Source organism: Corynebacterium sp. HMSC11D10 (assembly GCF_001806995.1).
GTDB lineage: Bacteria > Actinomycetota > Actinomycetes > Mycobacteriales > Mycobacteriaceae > Corynebacterium > Corynebacterium coyleae.
This window is the reverse complement of sequence record NZ_KV787061.1, coordinates 435-21,664: the sequence shown is the minus strand read 5'-3', so window position 1 is coordinate 21,664 and position 21,230 is coordinate 435. Positions and strand designations below refer to the sequence as shown.

At 62.9% G+C, this 21,230-nt stretch carries 21 protein-coding genes, 1 other RNA gene and 1 riboswitch; of the genes, 14 read left to right on the top strand and 8 right to left on the bottom strand.

Annotated features, from left to right (window positions below; all coding sequences use genetic code 11):
• Positions 1–12: 12 nt before the first annotated feature.
• A complete protein-coding gene (locus HMPREF3120_RS08130) occupies positions 13–492 on the bottom strand; it encodes a hypothetical protein (protein ID WP_070452096.1) in 480 nt (159 codons plus the stop codon).
• 24 nt (positions 493–516) lie between these two features.
• A complete protein-coding gene (locus HMPREF3120_RS08125) occupies positions 517–1,452 on the bottom strand; it encodes a cation diffusion facilitator family transporter (protein ID WP_070452093.1) in 936 nt (311 codons plus the stop codon).
• A gap of 80 nt (positions 1,453–1,532) precedes the next feature.
• On the opposite strand from HMPREF3120_RS08125, the gene HMPREF3120_RS08120 reads away from it, so the two are divergent.
• Positions 1,533–3,266, top strand: a complete 1,734-nt coding sequence (locus tag HMPREF3120_RS08120; RefSeq protein ID WP_070452091.1) for a BCCT family transporter — start codon at positions 1,533–1,535, stop codon at positions 3,264–3,266.
• Between the two features lie 20 nt (positions 3,267–3,286).
• Here HMPREF3120_RS08120 and HMPREF3120_RS08115 read toward each other — a convergent pair whose 3' ends face one another.
• The 3 genes from HMPREF3120_RS08115 to HMPREF3120_RS08105 are packed head-to-tail and all read right to left on the bottom strand — an operon-like array spanning position 3,287 to position 6,259.
• Positions 3,287–3,721, bottom strand: a complete 435-nt coding sequence (locus tag HMPREF3120_RS08115; RefSeq protein WP_070452088.1) for a GNAT family N-acetyltransferase — start codon at positions 3,719–3,721, stop codon at positions 3,287–3,289.
• Positions 3,696–5,009: a DUF418 domain-containing protein gene (locus HMPREF3120_RS08110; protein ID WP_083284845.1), complete on the bottom strand. Its 1,314-nt coding sequence runs from the start codon at positions 5,007–5,009 to the stop codon at positions 3,696–3,698. The genes HMPREF3120_RS08115 and HMPREF3120_RS08110 overlap by 26 nt, the downstream gene beginning before the upstream one ends.
• Positions 5,010–5,044: 35 nt before the next feature.
• Entirely contained in the window at positions 5,045–6,259 is a 1,215-nt protein-coding gene (locus HMPREF3120_RS08105; RefSeq protein ID WP_070452085.1) for an amidohydrolase, read from the bottom strand.
• 132 nt (positions 6,260–6,391) lie between these two features.
• Between HMPREF3120_RS08105 and HMPREF3120_RS08100 the strand changes: the two genes are divergently transcribed.
• Positions 6,392–7,267: a S1 family peptidase gene (locus tag HMPREF3120_RS08100; protein WP_246815448.1), complete on the top strand. Its 876-nt coding sequence runs from the start codon at positions 6,392–6,394 to the stop codon at positions 7,265–7,267.
• A 46-nt stretch (positions 7,268–7,313) separates the two neighbouring features.
• On the opposite strand, the gene HMPREF3120_RS08095 is transcribed toward HMPREF3120_RS08100, so the two are convergent.
• A complete protein-coding gene (locus HMPREF3120_RS08095; protein ID WP_070452082.1) occupies positions 7,314–8,135 on the bottom strand; it encodes an inositol monophosphatase family protein in 822 nt (273 codons plus the stop codon).
• Positions 8,116–9,933, bottom strand: a complete 1,818-nt coding sequence (gene thiC / locus HMPREF3120_RS08090; RefSeq protein ID WP_070452116.1) for a phosphomethylpyrimidine synthase ThiC — start codon at positions 9,931–9,933, stop codon at positions 8,116–8,118. Before thiC ends, HMPREF3120_RS08095 begins: the two co-directional genes overlap by 20 nt.
• A riboswitch (TPP riboswitch) is annotated at positions 9,931–10,042 on the bottom strand. (Overlaps the previous gene by 3 nt.)
• A 57-nt stretch (positions 10,043–10,099) precedes the next feature.
• Between thiC and prfB the strand changes: the two genes are divergently transcribed.
• The 6 genes from prfB (at position 10,100) to ssrA (ending at position 14,613) form a co-directional block, all read left to right on the top strand.
• On the top strand, positions 10,100–11,209 hold the full coding sequence (gene prfB, locus HMPREF3120_RS08085) for a peptide chain release factor 2 (protein ID WP_070422547.1): 1,110 nt from the start codon (positions 10,100–10,102) through the stop codon (positions 11,207–11,209).
• Between the two features lie 17 nt (positions 11,210–11,226).
• Positions 11,227–11,919 carry a cell division ATP-binding protein FtsE gene (gene ftsE, locus HMPREF3120_RS08080; protein WP_070452078.1) on the top strand — a complete coding sequence of 231 codons (693 nt, stop codon included), beginning with the start codon at positions 11,227–11,229 and terminating at the stop codon, positions 11,917–11,919.
• Positions 11,920–11,921: 2 nt separating this feature from the next.
• The gene (gene ftsX, locus HMPREF3120_RS08075) at positions 11,922–12,824 is read left to right on the top strand and encodes a permease-like cell division protein FtsX (RefSeq protein ID WP_070422549.1); all 903 of its coding nucleotides are present in this window, start codon (positions 11,922–11,924) and stop codon (positions 12,822–12,824) included.
• 15 nt (positions 12,825–12,839) lie between these two features.
• A complete protein-coding gene (smpB, locus tag HMPREF3120_RS08070; RefSeq protein WP_070452075.1) occupies positions 12,840–13,337 on the top strand; it encodes an SsrA-binding protein SmpB in 498 nt (165 codons plus the stop codon).
• Positions 13,338–13,360: 23 nt separating this feature from the next.
• The gene (locus tag HMPREF3120_RS08065; RefSeq protein WP_070452073.1) at positions 13,361–14,011 is read left to right on the top strand and encodes an SDR family oxidoreductase; all 651 of its coding nucleotides are present in this window, start codon (positions 13,361–13,363) and stop codon (positions 14,009–14,011) included.
• Between the two features lie 212 nt (positions 14,012–14,223).
• Positions 14,224–14,613: a transfer-messenger RNA gene (ssrA, locus tag HMPREF3120_RS08060) on the top strand.
• A 229-nt stretch (positions 14,614–14,842) separates the two neighbouring features.
• Here ssrA and HMPREF3120_RS08055 read toward each other — a convergent pair.
• Entirely contained in the window at positions 14,843–15,910 is a 1,068-nt protein-coding gene (locus HMPREF3120_RS08055) for an LLM class flavin-dependent oxidoreductase (protein WP_070452070.1), read from the bottom strand.
• A 155-nt stretch (positions 15,911–16,065) separates the two neighbouring features.
• Here HMPREF3120_RS08055 and HMPREF3120_RS08050 point away from each other — a divergent pair, with 155 nt between their 5' ends.
• The 6 genes from HMPREF3120_RS08050 to HMPREF3120_RS08025 all read left to right on the top strand — a co-directional run bounded on the left by HMPREF3120_RS08050 (position 16,066) and on the right by HMPREF3120_RS08025 (position 21,176).
• Positions 16,066–16,620, top strand: a complete 555-nt coding sequence (locus HMPREF3120_RS08050) for an META domain-containing protein (RefSeq protein WP_168156422.1) — start codon at positions 16,066–16,068, stop codon at positions 16,618–16,620.
• Between the two features lie 52 nt (positions 16,621–16,672).
• The gene (locus tag HMPREF3120_RS08045) at positions 16,673–17,230 is read left to right on the top strand and encodes an META domain-containing protein (RefSeq protein ID WP_167594506.1); all 558 of its coding nucleotides are present in this window, start codon (positions 16,673–16,675) and stop codon (positions 17,228–17,230) included.
• Positions 17,231–17,416: 186 nt separating this feature from the next.
• The gene (locus HMPREF3120_RS08040; protein WP_070452061.1) at positions 17,417–18,445 is read left to right on the top strand and encodes a siderophore ABC transporter substrate-binding protein; all 1,029 of its coding nucleotides are present in this window, start codon (positions 17,417–17,419) and stop codon (positions 18,443–18,445) included.
• A gap of 7 nt (positions 18,446–18,452) precedes the next feature.
• Positions 18,453–19,430: an ABC transporter permease gene (locus HMPREF3120_RS08035; RefSeq protein ID WP_070452058.1), complete on the top strand. Its 978-nt coding sequence runs from the start codon at positions 18,453–18,455 to the stop codon at positions 19,428–19,430.
• Complete coding sequence (locus tag HMPREF3120_RS08030; protein ID WP_070452056.1) at positions 19,423–20,424, top strand: iron chelate uptake ABC transporter family permease subunit; 1,002 nt, start codon at positions 19,423–19,425, stop codon at positions 20,422–20,424. Before HMPREF3120_RS08035 ends, HMPREF3120_RS08030 begins: the two co-directional genes overlap by 8 nt.
• Entirely contained in the window at positions 20,421–21,176 is a 756-nt protein-coding gene (locus HMPREF3120_RS08025; RefSeq protein WP_070452053.1) for an iron ABC transporter ATP-binding protein, read from the top strand. Before HMPREF3120_RS08030 ends, HMPREF3120_RS08025 begins: the two co-directional genes overlap by 4 nt.
• The last annotated feature ends 54 nt before the right edge of the window (positions 21,177–21,230 follow it).

Sequence of the window (21,230 nt, the reverse complement as noted above, 5' to 3'; positions counted from 1 at the left end):
ACCCTATGCGGATTAGCGATGTGCTTTCCAGCGTTCGACGCCCCACCACATCAACGGCGTGAAGACAACGGCGATCAGCCAGTACAGCAGCCAGAAACTTCCATTCTTGCCAGTGATCACAATGAGACCAACCAGAACGAGCGCAGTGATCACGCTGGCCACCACGCAGTGCGTCAAACCAGCCGTCTTCTCGGAGGCCGCTTTAGGAGCGACACTCTTACCGGAGAAGTTCCGGTCCATGGTGGCGATAATGTCTCGGCCGAACACAACCGAAAACACAACGTAAAACGCCGAAAATCCATGGAAGAAATCAGCGCGCCCCGAAGCATTCAAGTCGTATGCCGCGTACGCCAGCAGGAGTAAATCGATAACGGGCGTCGCCGCGAGCAACCATAAGCCCAACCGCGGTTGGTTGAACGTGTAGCGCATCAACAGACCGGCAAACAGGCAGCCCCAGAACGCGACCTCTGCAATGATGAGCGCTGCGATCATGCCAGCGAGAGTAACAGGGCAGAACTAGCCCAGCAGCGGGCCGGTACGCGTCGGATGGCCTCGCGGCTCGATGTGCACGATCGTCTCCGCGCCACCCAGCGCTGCGGCGATACCTTCCTCCACCGCATCCGCGTGATCGTGGGAGTGATCCACCGTCCAGGAGCCTGGCACCTGCATGACCAGGTTGACCAAGCGGTCGCGGCCGGCTTCCGCCGTGCGCACCGACGTGAACGTCACGCCGTTGTCCTTGGCGTAGGCATCCAGGAAGGTATGGACAACCTCCTGCTCATCCTCAGGCAGCGTATGCGACAGCAGCCCCAGGATCGCGCCTTTGAGCAACTTGTAGCCGGTGAACAGGATGTTCAGGCCGACCAGCAGCGCCACAATCGGGTCGAGCGGCTGCCAGCCAGTCAGCCACACCAGCGCCATGCCCACGATGACGCCCACCGTGGTCCACACGTCCGTAATCAGGTGGTGCCCGTCCGCGTTCAGGGTGGTGGAGCGGTACTTCTTACCCGCACGGATGAGCGCTACACCCACGCCGAGGTTCAGCAGCGTGGCCACGATAGAGAACGCCAGGCCGATGCCGAGCTGCTGCACCGCTACCGGGTTGATCAGGCGATCTATCGCCGTATACATGATCACCATAGAGGCGATCAGGATGAGTGTGCCCTCCACCTGGGCGGAGAAGTACTCGGCGCGGGAGTGGCCGAAGTTGTGGTTATCGTCCGCCGGCTTGGCTGAAAGCTTCAGCGCCCACAGGCCCACGGCGGCTGCGACGAGGTTGATTCCGGACTCCAACGCGTCCGAGAGGAAACCCACAGAACCCGTCACCCACGCCGCGGTTGCCTTCAGTGCAATGGTGAGGATGGCGGCGCCGATGGAGAGCCACATGAAGCGCTCGAGAAGTTTTTGTTCATCAACAGCTGCCCTGGTAGAGGCGGGTTCTTGGGTATTCATAGCGGGACGAATCGTAGCACTTAAATACGCTGGTTGCCCACGTTAATGCAGTTGTTTCCCACCAGTTAGGAACACCCCTTATGGCGCGACCACGCCGTCTCCACTCAGACCCCTTGATTTTCTTCTCCGCCTTGGGGTTCATCCTCATCTTCGTTGCGGGCACCATCGCGTTCGGCGATACCGCCCGCCAAACATATGCCAGCGTCTCCGGCTGGCTCATGGACCACTTCACGTGGCTCTACGTCGGCGGTATCTCTGCCACGCTGGTCTTTTTGATCTGTGTGTTCGTCTCCCGCTACGGCAACTTGCGGCTTGGCGACGACGACGATGAACCCGAATACTCATACCCCGTCTGGTTCGGCATGCTCTTTGCCGCCGGCATGGGCGCAACGCTGCTGTTTTGGGGTGCTGCCGAGCCGCTGAACCACGCCTTCAACCCGCCACGCGGCGGCTACGAATCGATGAGCCGCGACGCGATCGTCCAGGCGTTCGAGTTCACCTACTACCACTTCGGCATCCACATGTGGGTCATTTTCACCTTGCCTGGTCTGGCGGTGGGGTACTTCGTCTATAAGCGCAAAATGCCCGCGCGAATGTCCTCCATGTTCGCGCCACTGCTCGGCCGCCGTGTGTACGAAGCGCCCGGCAAACTTCTCGACGCCCTGGGCATCATCGGCACCGTCTTCGGCCTCGCCGTCTCCGTCGGCCTGGGCGTACTGCAGATTTCCGCCGGCATGAACATCCTCTGGGACGTGCCCCTGGTCACCCCGGTGCAGATCGCGATCATCTGCGGCATCACCATCGTCGCCTCCATCTCCGTGGCAACCGGCCTGGACAAAGGCGTGAAAATCCTGTCCAACCTCAACATCGCCGGCACCATCGCCCTGATGCTCTTCGTGCTGCTCACCGGCCCCACCCTGAAACTGCTCGGCCAGATCACCGAATCCTTCGGCATCTACGCGCAGTCGCTGCCGGAGCTGATGTTCTGGGTGGACTCCTACAACGACAACCCGGGCTGGCACGCCACCTGGACCGCCTTCTACTGGGCGTGGACCATCTGCTGGTCGCCGTTTGTGGGCATGTTCTTCGCCCGCATCTCCCGCGGCCGCACCGTCCGCGAATTCATCGGTGGCACCCTGCTGCTGCCCACCGCGTTCGACCTGGTGTGGTTTTCCATCTTCGGCCGCGCAGCCATCGACATGGAAGAACGAAACCCGGGCGTGCTGACCAAACCCGTGGTGGAAGACGGCGACACCCCACAAGCACTGTTCACCTTGCTTGCGGACTACCCGCTGTACACCATCACCGGCACCGTCGCGCTCATCGTGATCGTGTTCTACTTCGTCACATCCATGGACTCCGCCGCCCTGGTGATGGACATGTTCGCCTCCGGCGAGGAAAACAAATCACCCACCTACTACCGCGTCGGCTGGGTCGTCGCCGTCGGCCTGGTCACCGGCGCGCTGCTGTTTATCAACGACTCCGGCATCAACGCCCTCCAACAAGTCGTGATCATCATCGCCCTGCCGTTCTTCTTCATGTACTTCGTCATGATGTACTCCCTGATCAAAGCCATGAGCGACGACTCCGCCGCCGCCCGCAAGACCCGCTCCCGCACCTGGGAGAAGACCGACACCGCCGAGAAACTCGAAGAAGGCGAAAACAAACCCGCGCCGGGCTACGACGCGCAAGGCAACGAGGTGGAGCGCCCCGAACTCGAATACGACGCCGAGGACGACTCCTGGAAGTTCCCCGAAGGCTTCAAACTCGAGCGCGGCAGCGACACCATTGTCGACGAACGCCGCCAGGACTAGCGCTTGGACTAGCGCCAGAACTAGCGCTTGATCCGCATCTTGCGGTGGGGAACTCCGGTGTCCAGGAATTCCTCACCCTCGGCCACCAGCCCGAACTGCTCGTAGTAGCCGACAAGGCCGGCCTGCGCCTCGATGACCAAATCCCCGGGGAAGCGCTCCGTGTACTCGATACCCGCGCGCACGATCTCCGGGCCGAGGCCAGAGCCGCGGTGGTCGGGATGGACCACGAAGCGCCCAAAGCGCGATCCCGTCTCAGTGGGGAAGACGCGGGCGCAGCCGGCAAGGGTGTCGTCGTCAAGCAAAGCAAGAATGTGCTTCGTCTCAGGGTTGGCGTCCTGATCATCGATCTCCGCGTACGGGCACTGCTGCTCCGCTACAAACGTATCCACCCGCAACTTGTACAACTGGTGGACCTGACGCGGCGTCATCTCATCCAGCGATAGAAACCTGATCATTCTTCGGCTCAATCCTTCCTGTCTTGCCATACGAGAGGTGGCGGTGCGCCCACTCAAACGGACCCTGCTTGCCGGCGCGCTCCAGCAGCACCGCGAGCGCCAGCGTGATCGCCCACACCAGCAGGCCAATGCCTAGCTTGCCGGTCACCGTGGTGTCCAGGCCGATGCCCAGAAACGCCGGGGTGCACAGCAAGATGAACAGCACCGACTGCGCCAGATACCCCGACATGGAACGCTTACCCAACGCCACGAACGCCCGCGCCCACCCCGGCACGTCGTTGTTCAGTCGGTGCGTGGCCAGCGCAAGTGCCGCCAGGATGCCCGGGCCCGTGAGGTAGCCCAGCGCCTGGTTCAGGATGAACAGCGGCAGCTCCCACTGTGCCGGCAGCACACCCGCGGCCGCCAAACCCCACGGCAGGCCGATGCCGACGATGATCACCGCGGCGATAACGGTCCAGGTGATGAGGGTTTTGCGGTGCGTGGTGACGTCGACAAGCACCCGCTCCCGCGCCCACACAAACCCAATAATCGCCAACGCCCACAACTGCACCACAGCAAACGGCTGCATGGCCAACATGCCCACCGCCATCTGCAGGTTTGAGGAGAAATATGCCGCTGGCGTATCAAACGTGATCGTCGGATCCGGCTGTATGATCGCCTCCGAAGAATTGAAGAAAAACGCCGAGACGCCACCTAACACCCCGAACGTGGTGAACAGGCCCAGAATCGAATACGCCACAATGCGCAACGTCTTCGACGACCACGACAACCCCCACGCCAACAAGATGCCCACCAGGCCATACGTGAGCATGATGTCGCCATAAAACAGGCCAAGCATATGCGCCAAACCAAACAACGCGAGCACTGCGTATCGACGAACCAACACCCGCCGCGCATCCTTCAACGGATAGTGCTTGCGGTAGAGACTGGCCGCCACCAGCCCGAAGCCGAACCCCAACAGAGTGGAGAACATCGGCAGGCCACGCACGTGGATAAACATCGCGGCGAACACGGCGCTGACCTGGTCGATGACGCTGTCCGGGCGGACACCACCCACCGACCAGCCCGCACGCGACTGGTCCTCAGACCAATCATTCGTGATCCACGTCTGCGCCACATTGGCCATCGCGATGCCAAGCAGTGCGGTGCCGCGCGCCAGGTCAGGCACGATCAGGCGCTGCTTTAGGGGCTGCGCTGGGTGAGCGGGCTGCGCGGGTTGCTGAGGCTGCGCGGGTTGCTGAGGTTGCGCGGGTTGCTGGTTCGGGTGCGGTGCCGCATGCGAATTCATGCGGCTCAACCTACACGGCTACCGCGACATGTTCGCTACGGCATCAGCCACGGCGACACCGCCGCCAAGATTGTGCGCGTCGAATGATCCAGCACCGGGTCCAGATCCGGAGCGAACAGCGGCGAGTGGTTTGCCGGGGCGCCCTCCATTTCCTTCTTGCTGCCTACCGCCCAGTAGAAGTACGGCACGCCCCAAGCTTCCGCGATGGTGGGGAAGTCCTCCGAACCCGACAACCGGCCGAAGTTGCCCGCGCGCTTACCAAACTGCTCGCGGAACACCGCCATGACCTTCTCCGTCGGCTCCTCGTGGTTACTAAACACCGGGGCGCCGCCAATGACCTCGAAGGTGGGCTCCCGGTCGCAACCCGCAATGGCGCATTCTCCTTGGACGATGCGCTTGATGTCGCCGTTAAGCTTGTCCGAAATTTCCTGCGTAAACGCGCGCGTGGACACCTTGAGCTCCACCGAATCCGGGATGGTGTTCGGCGAATCGCCGCCGTGGACCGCGCCGACCGTGACTACGCCCATCTCCTGCGGATCGATGTTGCGCGAAATGATCGTCTGCAGGCTCATGATCACCTTCGCCGCAAGCACCACCGGGTCGATGCCATGCTGCGGCATCGAGCCGTGCGAGCCGCGGCCGAAAATCGTGATCTTGGTCTGCACGCACGTGGAAAACACCGGGCCGGACAGTGCGCCGACGCCGTAATCGTCGATCCACGGGCCCACGTGCTGGCCCAACACCACATCCGGCTTGACGATCTTCTCCGCCAAACCCGCTTGCGCCATATCCACCGCGCCCGCGCCGGTTTCCTCACCCGGCTGGAACAGTGCGATAAACGTGCCCGACCACAGGTCCTTGTGCTGCGCCAACGCCTCCGCCGCACCCAGCAGGGCAGTCGTGTGCATGTCGTGGCCGCACGCATGCATCCGGTTCAGCGCCGGATCCGCCGAGTATTCCAGGCCGGTCGCCTCGCTGATCGGCAGGGCATCGAAATCCGCGCGGAAGCACACCACCGGACCCTCGCCGTTTTCCAGCACGCCGACCTTGCCCGTCTTGCCCACCGCCGTGACGGTGTAACCGATCGCGGTGAGTAGCTCCTCAATGCGTTGCGAGGTAGCAAACTCCTGCATCGACAGCTCCGGGTTCCGGTGGAACCACTTGTAAAGGTCTTCGCGCTTGTCGCGCGTCTTGTCGATCGTGTCCTCGAAACCTGCGAGGCGTCCAGTGAGTTTCGGTAAGTCAGCCATGGGCCTACCTTACGTGCCCGAAAGCACCCCCGGGTGGGTCTTCGTATGGTTGAATGGTGCCAATGTTGCCCAAGTGATTACTGTGGCAAAAGTTGTCTTCACGCGCCTTCGAAACACTGATAGGGGATAAGTATGCGCCGCCTCCCATCGGCCCGCACCATTGTCGCTGCCGCCGTCTCCGCCCTCGCTCTCGTCGTCACGCCTGCTCTTAGCGCAGACGCCGCACCCGCGATGGCACAAAACGCAGCGCCCGTCGACACCGCCGACCCCAACTACATCTGGCGCACCGACATCATCTCCAAAGCCCTCGCCGGCAAACCCGGAGCCGACCGCGTCCTCCACCGCGTCCCCGGATCCTTCCACGACGCCCCCCGCGTCCCCGCAGAAGCCGACCAAGCCCGCGCACGCGGCAACGCCCTCTACGGACCCGGCACCCCGCTCTACGTCGGCAACACCCCCGGCTCCGAGTTCATGTGCACCACCACCGTCGCCGGCTATAACGACCGCGGCCAAAAAGTCGCCCTCACCGCCGGCCACTGCGGCAACGTCGGCGACAAGGTCAAATCCGCCGACGCACCCCAACTCGGCACCACCGGCACAATCACCCAGGTAGACAAACAAAAAGACTTCGCCGTGATCACCCTGGACAAAAACACCGAAGTCACCCGCTCCTACGACGGCATCACCGCCAACCACGTCGGCGGCGCCCCCGTCCGCCCCGGCGGCACCGTGTGCAAGAAAGGCGTCGCCTCCGGCTACAGCTGCGCACCCACTTTCACCGACTGGGACACCCACAACGTCAACCACGTCTGTGCCATGCAAGGCGACTCCGGCGCTCCACTCATGGTCGGCGACCGCGTCATCGCCATGGTCAACGGCGGCACCTGGCGCGCACCTTTCGACATCGCGTGCCACAGCCCGCTGCAAGGCCCGATCCACGCGCCGACCGCATCAGCGCGTCTCGACTCCGTCCTGCCATCCGTCAAAGGCGGGTTCCGGCTCCCGTAGTTCTTAGCGCCCGGGGCTTGGAGGAGTCGCGGGGAGGCAAAGACCGCTAGGCGCGGAGGCGGGCAGCGATCTCGTCGACCACGCGGGGGTTACCCGCAACGCACCAGGTCACGCCACCGGCATCGACCTTGACGCAGCGGCCGCCGACGGCCTCGACGAGCGCCTTGCCGGGCAGCCAATCCCAGTCGGGGACAGAGTGCTGCATCCACGCACCCATCTGACCTGCGGCGATATTCGCCAGGTCGACGGAGCCGGCGCCGAGCATGCGGATCGTGGCGGCCTCCGAAACGACGCGCAGCCAAGGTTCGCGAACGGCGGCATCTGACATAAAGGTGGGGTGGAGGTAGGTCACCAGAGCGCTCTCGGCGAGCGGGGCGTCCACGAGCGCAGGCAACGTAACCCCGTTGCGGGTGGCCACGCCGTCGGCGGCAACCCAGGTCGTGTCCAGGGCGGGGCGGTGGATGGCGGAGATGAGTGGGGTGGGGGACGGGGAGTCGTCGATAAGAGCGAGCGCCGAGCAGAAGTAATCGGAGCCTTGCGAGAAGTTGTAGGTGCCGTCGACGGGGTCGATCACCCAGGTACGGCCGGTGTGGGAGGGGCGGTTGGCGCCCTCCTCGCCGATGACGCCGTCGTCCGGGCGCAGCGCCTCGAGCGCATTGGCGACGAAACGCTCCGCGGCACGATCCGCCTCCGTAACCACGTCGGATACGGAGGTTTTGAACTCCGTGCCCAGGCCCTCAGCGCGCATGCGCAGGGCAAGGCCGCCGGCGTGCTGGACGAGTGCTGCGGCCAGTTCGGCGTCGGAGGAGGAACGGTGTGCGTTGATAAATGCTTCAGTCACGCCGCCATTATGGCGCAGTCGGCGCATCCTCGCGGGTCTCGGGGAGGTAGACGTTGGAGCCTAAGGCGCGGAACTCTTCGGCCATTTCGCGCTCGCCGGCGGTGGCTTCGGAACCAGCACTACCACCGTCCGCGCCGCTCGAGAAGTCGAATGACGGCATGCCGAGGTCTGCGATTTGGTCGGCGAACTCGTCGCGAATGTCCTGGCTGATGCGCATCGAGCAGAACTTTGGTCCGCACATGGAGCAGAAGTGGGCGGTCTTCGCGGGCTCGGCGGGCAGGGTTTCGTCGTGGTAGGCCTGCGCGGTGTCGGGGTCGAGGGAGAGGGCGAACTGGTCGTGCCAGCGGAACTCGAAGCGTGCCTTGCTCATGGCGTCGTCCCAGTCGCGCGCGCCGGGGTGACCCTTGGCTACGTCGGCGGCGTGGGCGGCGAGTTTGTAGGTGATCACGCCAGTTTTCACGTCGTCGCGGTTGGGAAGTCCCAGGTGTTCCTTCGGGGTGACGTAGCAGAGCATGGCGGTGCCGCCGGCGGCGATGTTGGCGGCGCCGATGGCTGAGGTGATGTGGTCGTAGCCAGGGGCGATGTCGGTGACCAGGGGGCCGAGGGTGTAGAACGGCGCGCCGCCACACCATTCTTGTTCCTTCTCGTTGTTCACCTGGATCATGTTGAGAGGCACGTGGCCTGGGCCTTCGATCATGACCTGGACGTCAAAGTCCCAGGCGCGGCGGCAGAGTTCGCCGATGGTTTTGAGTTCGGCGAATTGGGCGGCGTCGTTGGCGTCGGCGACGGAGCCGGGGCGGAGGCCGTCGCCAAGCGAGAATGCGACGTCGTACTGGGAGAAGATCTCACAGAGCTCGTCGAAGTTTTCGTACAGGAAGGATTCCTTGTGGTGGGCGAGGCACCAGCCGGCCATGATCGAGCCGCCGCGGGAGACGATGCCGGTGACGCGCTTGGAGGTCAGCGGCACGAAGGGGAGGCGTACACCGGCGTGGACGGTCATGTAGTCCACGCCCTGCTCGCACTGTTCGATGACGGTGTCACGGAAGATCTCCCAGGTCAGGTCCTCGGCGATGCCGTCAACCTTCTCTAGCGCCTGGTAGATGGGCACAGTGCCGATGGGCACGGGGGAGTTGCGCAGAATCCACTCGCGGGTGGCGTGGATGTCGTTGCCGGTGGATAAGTCCATGACGGTGTCGGCACCCCAGCGGGTGGCCCAACGCAGTTTCTCTACCTCTTCGCGGATAGAGGAGGTTACGGCGGAGTTGCCAATGTTGGCGTTGATCTTGGTCAGGAACGCGTTGCCGATGATCATCGGCTCGCTTTCCGGGTGGTTGACGTTGTTCGGGATGATCGCGCGGCCGGCGGCAACCTCCGCGCGGACCTTCTCTACGTCGCAGTGTTCACGCAGCGCCACGAATTCCATCTCGCGGGTGATTTCGCCGCGCCGGGCGTAGGCCATCTGGGTGACACGCTTGCCCGGCTTGGCGCGCAACGGTTTGCGGGAGGCGCCACGCCACTCTTCGCTGGCGGAGCCGCGGCGGACGGCAGCGCGGCCGTCGTCAAGCAAATTGCGCTCGCGGCCGACGTATTCCTCCACGTCGCCGCGGGCGGTGATCCACTCGCCGCGCAGGTTGGGCAGGCCAACTTCCGGCTCGGCCCAGGGGCCGCGGGTGCGGTAGATCTTGAACGGCTCGTTGGGGCCGGTAGGGGAGTCGTCCAGGTGGATCGCGGTTTCCGGAACCTCCAGCCCGTCCTTCAGAATCGGCGCGTATGCGTGCTTGGGGTTGATTTCCTGGGCATAAATATCGGCATGCGTTTCAGGCACGACCTTCTCCTTACTTCCTTCGCTGGTGCTAACCAGACAGGTTCGAACGGTGCTCGCGCAGGCGTAGCGCGATCTCAGCCCGATGCCTCGGGCGCCCGTGTGGGGTCGCAGCACACTCTATCCCGTCGTGGTGGCTGCGTCAGGCAGTTCGCTAGACTTCCCGGTTATGCAGCCCGAGACTCAAGCGCGGATTAAGGATCTTTCGTCCACACTTTCCACTATCGAGAAGGTGATGGACCTCGACGTGCTCCGCGAGCGCGCCCGCGAACTCGAGGCCCAAGCCGGCGACCCGTCTCTGTGGGACGATCCGGCGCACGCACAGCAGGTGACCACTGAGCTTTCCAATGTGCAGTCGCGGTTGAAGAAGGTCACGTCGTTGCGCTCGCGTATCGACGATCTGCCGGTCATGTACGAACTCGCCGAAGAAGAAGGCGACCCCTCGATGGCCGACGACGAGTTGGCGGACGTGGCAGCGCAAATCGATTCGCTTGAGGTGCAGACCATGCTCTCCGGCGAATACGACGAGCGCGAGGCCGTGGTCAACATCCGCTCCGGCGCCGGTGGCGTGGACGCGGCGGACTGGGCCGAGATGCTCATGCGCATGTACGTGCGTTGGGCGGAAAAGGCTGGCCACAAGGTGGATGTGTACGACATCTCCTACGCCGAAGAGGCCGGCATTAAGTCCGCCACCTTTGTTGTGCACGGCGATTACCTCTACGGCCAGTTGTCGGTGGAGCAGGGCGCGCACCGCCTGGTGCGTATCTCGCCGTTTGATAACCAGGGCCGCCGCCAGACCTCGTTCGCCGAGGTGGAGGTGCTGCCCGTCGTGGAGCACACCGACCACATTGACATCCCGGATTCGGACATCCGCGTGGACGTCTACCGTTCCTCTGGCCCGGGCGGGCAGAGCGTGAACACCACCGACTCCGCGGTGCGCATCACCCACATTCCGACTGGCATCGTGGTGACCTGTCAGAACGAGAAGTCCCAGATTCAGAACAAGGCCTCGGCGCTCAACGTGCTGCAGTCCAAGCTTCTGGAGAAGAAGCGTCAGGAAGAAAAGGCGGAGATGGACGCCCTTGGCGCGGGCGGCAACGCCAGCTGGGGCAACCAGATGCGCTCCTATGTCCTGCACCCGTATCAGATGGTCAAGGACCTGCGCACCGACTATGAGGTGGGCGACCCGCAGAAGGTGCTCGACGGCGACATCGACGGCTTCCTGGAGGCCGGCATCCGCTGGCGCATGGCACAGCAGCAACAAGAGTCACACCAGTAACGGGTAAGGTGTGTCGCGTGATCCGATTCGACCATGTGACCAAGACGTATCCGACGTCCACGCGCCCCGCGCTCAACGACGTCACCCTGGAGATCCCAGACGGCGAGTTCGTCTTCCTGATCGGCGCGTCCGGCTCCGGCAAATCGTCGTTCTTGCAGTTGATGATCCGCGAGGAAAACGTCACCTCCGGCGACATCTACTTCGGCGACTTCCACGTCAACGCACTGTCCGGCAAGCAGATCAACAAACTGCGCCAGTCCATCGGCTACGTGTTCCAGGACTTCCGCTTGCTGCCCAACCTCAACGTGTACGACAACGTGGCGTTCGCGCTTGAGGTCATCGGCAAGCCGAAGGACCGCATTGCCAAACTCGTGCCGGAGGCGCTCGAACTTGTCGGCCTCGGCGCGAAAGCGAATCGTATGCCGCGCGAGTTGTCAGGTGGTGAGCAGCAGCGTGTTGCGATTGCGCGTGCGTTCGTCGATAAGCCAAAGCTCATGCTTTGCGACGAGCCCACGGGCAACCTCGACCCAGGCACCGCCGACGAAATCATGGCGTTGCTGGCGCGCATCAACCGCATGGGCACCACCGTGGTCATGTCCACGCACAACGCGCGTGCGGTGGATGACATGCGCAAACGCGTCATCGAACTGCAGTTGGGCAAGGTCGTGCGCGACGAACAAAACGGCGTCTACGGGGATGTGAGGAAGTAACCATGAACTGGAATTTCATCTTCCGCGAAGGCTTCAAAGGGCTCGGCCGCAACCTGACCATGACCATCGCGCTGGTGATCACTACGGCGCTCTCGCTCGCGCTCGTCGGCACCGGCATTTTGATCTCGCAGGCCACGGCCGATACGAAGAAGCTCTACCTCGACCGCGTCGAAGTGATGGTGGAGTTGGATGAGGACATCTCTGCCAACGACAAAGACTGCTCCACCGATGCCTGCAAGCAGGTGCGCGACACCCTGCAGGGCGACGACCGCGTCGAGCAAGTCACCTTCCGCTCCCGCGAGCAGTCCTACGAACGGTTCGTGGAACTGTTCCAGGACGCCGAGCCGGAACTCGTGCGTGAGACCACCCCGGATGCGCTCCCGGCCGCACTGCACGTGCGCCTGGAGGACCCGACTGACACGGCACCGCTCGACGCGATTCGTGAGATGCCGCAGGTCACCGTCATTTCCGACCAGGCCGACACCGTGCGCTCCGCCGCCGGAACCCTGAACACCTTCCGCAACGCCGCCTTCGTCATCGCCGCAGCACAGGCTCTGGCTGCCGTGTTCCTGATCGCGAACATGGTGCAGTTGGCTGCGTTCAACCGCCGCGAACAGATCGGCATCATGCGCATGGTCGGCGCCTCGCGCTGGTACACCCAGGCCCCGTTCGTGCTCGAGGCCGTGATCTCCGTACTGCTCGGCGCGGTGCTGGCCACCTTCGGCGTGTGGGCCGGCAAGCAGTTCCTAGTGGACCCGCTGCTCGGCGACCTCTACGCATCCCAACTCATCGCCCGCGTCCCCGACTCTGCCGTGTGGGCCGTCATGCCACTGACCGGGCTCGTCGCCATGGTGCTCGGCGGCCTCGCAGCCCAGGTGGCACTTCGCTCCTACGTGCGTAAGTAGTACACTCGAGCGCCTATGTCCAAGAAGAACAAAAAGCAGAAGCTTTCCAACACCGGCGTCCTAGCGACCAACCGGAAAGCTCGCCATGACTACACCATCTTGGACACATGGGAATGCGGCATCGTCCTGCAAGGCACCGAGATCAAGGCGCTGCGCGAAGGCAAAGTGTCGCTGGTGGAGGCGTTTGCCACCATCGACAACGGTGAAGTCTGGCTGCGCAACATGCACATCCCCGAATACTCCAAGGGGCACTGGACCAACCACCCGCCGCGCCGCACCCGCAAACTGCTGCTGCACCGCCGCGAGATCGACTCGCTGGAAGGCAAAGTCCGCGACGGCAACCGCACCCTGATCCCGCTGTCGCTTTACCTCAAGGACGGCCGCGCCAAGGTCGAGTTGGGCCTCGGCCAGGGTAAGCAGGACTACGACAAGCGCCGCGCCATCAAGCGACGCACCGAGGACCGCGAAATCACCCGTGAGCTGGGCCGCAAGTTGAAGGGCATCAAGGCGTAGCGTTTTCAGTACGGTGGGGGCCTATGAAAAAGGCACTGATTACTGGAGCGTCCCGCGGCATCGGTCGCGCGATCGCTGACGAACTTGGCAAGGACCACCACATTTACGCTGGTGCGTCACAGGATGCGTCCGAGATTGTTTCGGCGCTTCCCAGCGCGGAGCCGTTCGAGGTGGACCTGACGGACACCGAAGCCATCTTGGAAGCGGCCTCAAAGATCGAGGACCTCGACGTCCTCGTGCTGGCCGCCGGCGTGATGGAAAACGGTTCCCTGGAAGAGGTTGGCGACGCCTCCTGGCGCAACACGATGGAAGTCAACCTCCACGCGCCTGTCACCCTGACCCGCGCGCTGCTTCCTGCTTTACGACGATCCAACGGCCTGATCATCACCATCAACTCCGGCGCCGGCTACCACGGCATCGCCAACAACTCCGCCTACTGCGCCTCCAAGTTCGCGCTGCGCGGCTTTACCGATTCGCTCGCACAGGAGGAAGCCGGCAAGGTGCGCGTGACCTCGCTGCACCCGGGCCGCACCGACACCGACATGCTCTCCGGCGACGACGGCCTGCCCAAGATGGCCGCCACCGAAGTAGCCAAGGCAGCCCGCCTAGCTGTCGACGCCGGCCCCGACGCCGTCATCGAATTCCTCCGCGTCTGCCCAGCGTTCACGGGGTAGGTTGCCGGCTGGGGGCAGGGCTTGCCGGCTGAGGCGGGCTTGCCGGCTGAGGCGGGCTTGCGGGCTGAGGCGGGCTTGCGGGCTGAGGCGGTCTTGCGAGCGTTGCTCGGGCTCTGGCGTGCCCAGCCCCTTGTGCTCCGGTGCGCTCGGCTCCTTGTGCTCCGGCGCCGCGTGGGGTAACGTTTCTTCTCCTACGTTTCTTCGTAGTTGAAGGGGTCGATTTGGTTTCGACTTCATCACTTAGCCAGGGGAAGCGTGCCGGTGCAGGCAGGAGACCACCGAAAGCGTCGCTGTAACTAATAAACGCAGAGAAGAACTCTCAGCGTGACTACGCCCTCGCTGCCTAATTAGAAAGGTTCAGCGACCTGCGTGTCCGTCAGGCCGGGGATGTCCCCGACCCGGTACCTGGCGTCGACTTAGGGGACTTGCCTTCCGGCCCTGTCAGTGGGGCCTCGGGAGGGACATTTTTCACTGACTGGGCCCGTCATTCGGACATGTTCGCCTGATCCGGAGGGCCGAGCAGAGATTCTGTGCGAACTGCGCACGGAGAAGCCCTGGTGCGGTGGTGAAGGACCCGGGTTCAATTCCCGGCGGCTCCACTGGAAAGAGACCCCCAGACCCTTACGGGCCTGGGGGTTTCTTCTTATTTGTCGGGGAACTTGCGCCCAGAGCGGCCTTCACTCTGCGGTGCTCATCGTCTAGTTCCTCGACATCGTCTAGCTCCCCGCGCGGGCAACCAGACGATCAGCTCCATACTGAAAACGGTCCCCAATATGACCTGGGGAAACGTCGAGGCCCCTGCGAGACCGTCTAGCGGCACCCGAAGGGGAGCTAGACGATCTCGTAGCCGGTGACCGGGCCCTCCGTGTTCGGCTGCCAACCGAGTGCTGGGGCGACGTGGGTGGCAAAGTTTTCCAGGATCTTTACGTTTACGTCCACGCCCATGCCGGTCGGGATGGTGAGCAGAAGGGTGTCGGCGGCCATGACGGCAGGGTCGGCCTTGAGCTGCTCGATGAGCTTGTCCGGCTCGGCGGCGTAGGTGCGGCCGAAGGTGGAGGCGCCGACCTCGGGGAGCATGCCTACCTGGTCGGAGCCGGGGGCTTGCATGCTGAAGCGTGCCATGTCGGCGCCGTCGACGATGGGGAAGATGGAGCGGGACACGGACACGCGCGGGGTCCAGTCGTGGCCGGCTTCCTTCCAAGCTGCGCGGTAGCGGTTGATTTGGTCGGCTTGGATCTCGCCAAGTGTCTGCGCGGTGGTCTCGGAAACCAGGGTGGAGGACATGAGGTTCAGGCCGTCGCGGGCGGTCTGCTCGGCAGACGCGTGGGTACCGGAGCCGTAGAAGATGTGCTTGCGCAGCTCGGGTGCCATGGGGAAGACCGGCAGGGCGGAGCCGGGCTGGAACATGTTGGGGTACTGGCGCTCGAGGGGCGCGGCGGTGGCGAAGCCGTGGCCGTCGACGGCGGCCATGAAGGTTTCGAGGTGGTTGCGGGCGACGTCGGCACCGTTCGGCGCTTCGCCCTTGTAGCCGAATGCTTCCCAGCCGCGCTCGGCGACCTCGGGGGCGCCGCGGGATACGCCAAGGGCGACGCGGCCGCCGGAGAGTTGATAGAGGGAGGCGGCTTCTTCGGCGAGGTAGAGCGGGTTTTCGTAGCGCATGTCGATCACGCCGGTGCCAACTTCGATGCGCTCGGTGGAGGCTGCAACTGCACCGAGCAGCGGCATCGGGGCGGAGGCTTGCGGGACGAAGTGGTGGACGCGGAAGGATGCGTTGTTGACGCCGATCTCGTCGGCAGCTTTGGCGATCTCGAGGTGGATTCTCGCTACCTTTTCTGCCGAGGGGCCGCGTTGGCCGCCGATGGCGTAGTGCCCGAAGCTCAAGAAACCGAATGCTTTCATGGGGTCCTCCAGATCAGTTATGTGACATATCAACAAATATCATAGCCTGTGCCGAGCAGCGCAACCGAAAAACGGCCTCAACGTTGTATTGGAGGAGCTTAAAAGGTTTATTAAATCCCTTGGCGCGACCACAGCCCGGCGCTACGGTCGTGCGCATGATTTCGAAGACTGCGAAGACGTTGTCCGCTGCAACCGCCCTAGCTGCCATCGCTGGCGGCTTCATTGGTGCTGGCACCGCGCACGCACAGGTAGCGCAGCTCTCGTCGGCCAACCCGAACCTGGACCAGTTGGTGCAGAAGGGTTGGGACACCTACACCGGCGCCGTGCTGGGCAATAAGGGAGGCATGTTGCTGAAGGATCTGCCGAAGGACGCCAAGCCACTGGCAGCAAAGGATGCAAAGGAAGCTCTCGCACAGCCGCTGCAGGCGAAGGAAGATGCCGCGATCACCCTGACGTTCACTCCGCAGGGCCGGCTCAATTACGACGACGGCTGCAACGTCGGCAACGCGACCTACAAGGTCAACGCCCGCGGTGGGGTGAAGGTGGGCACGTTCGCCGAGACCCAGCGTCTTTGCGACCCAACCCGCATGAACAAGTCCGATGAACTGAAGTCGATCCTGCGAGCGGGCCCAGCTGTGTACAAACTTAACGACGACACCATCGCCCTTGGCGCCCAAGGCAAGATGATTGAGTTTCTTGGAGTTGCATAGGCATCCCATGAAACCCCTTGAACCCGCGAATCCGGCCGCTACCGTGTGGGGCATGGGTATCAAGACTCAGAAAACATTGTCCATTGCAACCGCGCTCGCGGCCCTGGCCGGCGGCACCCTTGGTGTCGGCACGGCTGGCGCGCAGGAGCGCTCGAGCAGCATTGACCAGTTTGTCCAGATGAGTTCCTCCCTGTTTTCTAACCCGGCGGGGCAGCAGCCCGCTGGCACTGGGCTGATGGTTCCGCTTGCGGAAGGCGCGACGCAGTTGCCTAACGACCAAGTCCAGCCCGCGCTGGACACCACCTTGCGTGCCAAGAACAATGACAAGGTCACCGTTGATTTCCGCCCGGACGGCACGCTGACCTACAACGATGGCTGCAACACGGGTAACTCCACCTACCAGGTGGATACGACCGGCAGGTTGCGCGTCGGTGACCTCAACGAGACTCGCATGGCGTGCCCTCCGGGTGCGGAGGTTGCCGCGAATGATCTAAAGACGATCCTGCGCGCCGGCCCGGCGGTGTTCCAGGTCGATCCGTCCACGCTTGCGCTGGCGGCGCAGGGGCAATCGATTGAGTTTGTGAAGTTGCCGGTGCGTGTCGTCGATTAGCAATCGCGACAGACTGCAAAGCTCCAGGTCATCCTGGGGCTTTTTGCTTTGCGACGACCCCACCTCGGCCATTTACAACACAGTTTTGTAGTCTAAATGGGCGGAAACCGGGGGTGCCGGTTGACTTTAAGTATGGCTACCCTAATATGTCCCAGGTAACCCTTACCTAAGTCTGGAAGGACGACAATGATCCGTTTCCCGCGCACCGCGCTGATCGCCCTCGCAGCCGCAGGCTCGCTGACCCTCGGCGCTTGCTCCAACGCAGAGCAGGCCGCTGAGACCACCACCTCTGTAGCAGCCACCTCCGAGGCTGCCTCCTCCTCCGCCACCACCGACGGTGACACCGTCAAGGTGACCGACAACTACGGCGAGAAGGAAGTGCCGGCCAACCCGCAGCGCGTCGTCGCTCTGGACAACCGCACCTTCGAGCTCCTGGACTCCTGGGGTGTTAAGCCGGTCGCAGCGCCGCGCGACCTCGTCCCGAACACGATTCCGGGAATTGCGGACAACGAGGACATCGTCAACATCGGCAACCACAAGGAGCCGAACCTCGAGGCCATCGTGGCAGCTGACCCGGACGTGATTGTCTCCGGTCAGCGCTTCCGTAAGTACGACGAGGAAATTGAGAAGCTGGTCCCGAACGCCGTGCTCGTTGAGTTCGAGCCGCGTGACGACGAGCCGTTTGACCGCGAGCTCATCCGCCAGACCCTGGCACTTGGCGACATCTTTGGCAAGCAGACCGAGGCTGAGCAGACCGTCAAGGAGTTCACCGAGGCTGTCGAGCGCGCCCGCACCGCCTACAACCCGGACCAGACCGTCATGGGCGTGAACGTTTCCGGCGGCGAGATCGGCTACGTCGCACCGGGCATCGGTCGCGTGTGGGGCCCACTGTTTGACCTCATCGGCTTCACTCCGGCGCTTCAGGTGGAGAACGCCTCTAACGACCACAAGGGTGATGACATCTCCGTCGAGGCAATCGCTGACGCGAACCCGTTCTGGATCTTCGCTCTCGACCGCGATGCAGCGATCAAGTCCGCCAAGGATTCCCCGGAGGCGCTGTCTGTGATCAACGACTCCGCTGCGCTGCAGAACGTTACCGCGGTGAAGGAAAACCACGTCTACGTGGCACCGAAGGACACCTACACCAACGAGTCCATCCTCACCTACACCGAGATCCTCAACGATCTGGCAGACAAGTTCGAGGCTGCAAAGTAACCCCTGAATGACACATCCAACTGCGACTACCACCCGCCCCAAGCTTCTCGATTGGAAGCTTGGGGTGGGTGTTGTCGTTGTCGTTTTACTGCTGCTGACCTCGCTTGCGGTGGGGCAGTACGACATTTTGAATAGCGACGACGGCTGGGCCATGTTCCGTACGACCCGCGTCCCGCGCACCATCGCGTTGGTGCTCGCCGGCGCGGCGATGGCGATGAGTGGGTTGATCATGCAGATGCTCACCCAGAACCGCTTCGTCGAGCCGACCACCACCGGCACCACCGAATGGGCCGGCCTTGGTCTGCTCGCGTCGTTCGTGTTCTTTCCCAACGGCACGATCATGACGCGCATGCTGCTCGCCGTCGGCTTCGCATTCGTGGGCACGATGGTGTTTTTCGCCTTCCTGCGCAAGGTCACGCTGCGCTCCAGCCTGATCGTGCCGATCGTCGGCATCATGCTCGGCGCCGTGGTCAGCGCAGTCTCCACCTATTGGGCGCTGCAGGCCGACCTGTTGCAATCGCTCGGCGTGTGGTTTGCAGGCTCGTTCACCAGCGTGATCGCGGGGCAGTACGAGGTGTTGTGGATCGTGCTGTTCGTGGTCATCGCCGTGTTCTTCTACGCCGACCGGCTCACCGTGGCCGGCCTCGGCGAAGACGTGGCCACCAACGTTGGCCTGAATTACAACCGCATCGTGCTCGTCGGCACCAGCCTGGTCGCAGTGGCCGCCGGCGTGGTCACGGTGGTCGTCGGCAATTTGCCATTTCTGGGACTGATCGTGCCGAACATCGTGAGCATGATGCGTGGCGACGACCTCCGCTCCAACCTGCCATGGGTCTGCCTCACCGGCATTGGAGTGGTAACGGTGTGCGACCTCATCGGCCGCACTATCATCGCCCCATTCGAAATGCCCGTGTCCGTCATCCTCGGCGTCGTCGGCGCCGCGGTGTTTATCGCCATGATTGTGAGGCGGAGCCGGAATGCGTGAGATCGGGGCGTTCCAGTCGTCGACAAGCAAAAAGCGCTACTGGATTATTATCGGCGCGCTTGCGGTGGCCGCACTGTTATTTACCGCGGGGCTGCTCGCGTACGGCAACCCGATGGAGTTCGGATCCACCGGCTACTGGCTGATTGCGCAACGTCGCATGAACGCGGTGATCGCGATGGCCATCGTGGCTGTGTGCCAAGCGACAGCGACCGTGGCGTTTCAAACGGTGACGAATAACAGGATTCTCACCCCGTCCATCATGGGGTTCGAATCGCTCTACGTCGCCATTCACACCTCAACCGTGTATTTTCTCGGCGCAGCAGGGCTGATTAACGCGCACACCCTGGGGATGTTCGTCCTCCAGCTCGTGCTCATGATCGGGCTCAGCCTGGTGCTGTACACATGGCTGCTCGCCGGCAACAATCCCGACATGCACGCCATGCTGCTGGTCGGCATTGTGCTCGGCGGGGGACTGGGCGCAGTATCCACGTTCATGCAACGCATGCTCACACCCAGCGAGTTCGACGTGCTCACCGCGCGCCTGTTTGGTTCCGTGAACAACGCCGACCCGGAGTACTACCCGTTGGCAATCCCGCTGGTCATCGTGGCGACGGGACTACTGATCTTCAACTCGCGCGCGCTCAACGTCCTGTCTCTGGGGCGCGACGTATCCATGAATCTAGGCGTGGACCACAAAAAGCACGCGATTTACACGCTCGTGCTGGTGGCCATCCTCATAGCGGTATCGACCGCGCTGGTCGGCCCGATGACCTTCCTCGGCTTCCTCGTGGCCACACTCGCGTACCAAGCCGCGGATACCTACGACCACCGCTACGTCTTCCCCATGGCGATACTGCTCGGATACTGCATCCTGTCGGGTGCGTACTTTGTGATGAACCACATCTTCTACGCGCAAGGCGTGGTCTCCATCATCATCGAACTGGTCGGTGGCCTGACCTTCCTAATCGTGATTTTGAGAAAGGGACGCCTGTGATTCAACTCAAAGAAGTCCGCAAGGCCTACAGCAGCAGTGTTGACATCGGACCGGTCACCCTGGACATCCCCGAAGGCGGCATCACCGCCCTCGTCGGCCCGAACGGTGCAGGTAAGTCGACCCTGCTGACGATGATCGGCAGGCTCCTCGACCTTGACTCCGGCCAAATCGAAGTCGCAGGCCTGGACGTCACCTCGGCGCGCTCGAAGGACCTGGCCAAAGTCGTGTCCATCCTGCGTCAGGAAAACCACTTTGTGACCCGCCTGACCGTGCGCCAACTCGTCGGCTTCGGCCGCTTCCCGTACTCGGGTGGGCGCCTGACCCCCGAAGATGAAGAGATCGTCTCGCGCTACATCGACTTCCTCGGCCTGCGCGAGCTGGAGAACCGCTTCCTCGACCAGCTCTCCGGTGGTCAGCGTCAGCGCGCCTACGTTGCGATGGTGCTTAGCCAGGAAACGAACTATGTGCTTCTCGACGAGCCCCTGAACAACCTCGACATCTCCCACTCCGTAGAGATGATGAAGCACCTGCACTCCGCATCCCGCGAGTTTGGCCGAACCATCGTGATCGTTCTGCACGACATCAACTTCGCCGCACGCTACGCGGATTACATCTGCGCAGTAAAGGACGGGGAAGTTGCCGCCTTTGGTGCGGTTGACGAGATCATGCGCGACAGCCTGCTGAGCTCCATCTTCAATACTCCGGTGGAGGTTATTGAAGGCCCGCATGGGCCTATTGCGTGTTATCACTAAAACCTACGCTGTACTGCGGATTTGTGTTGTTTGTGAGTTCGTGGTTATATCTTC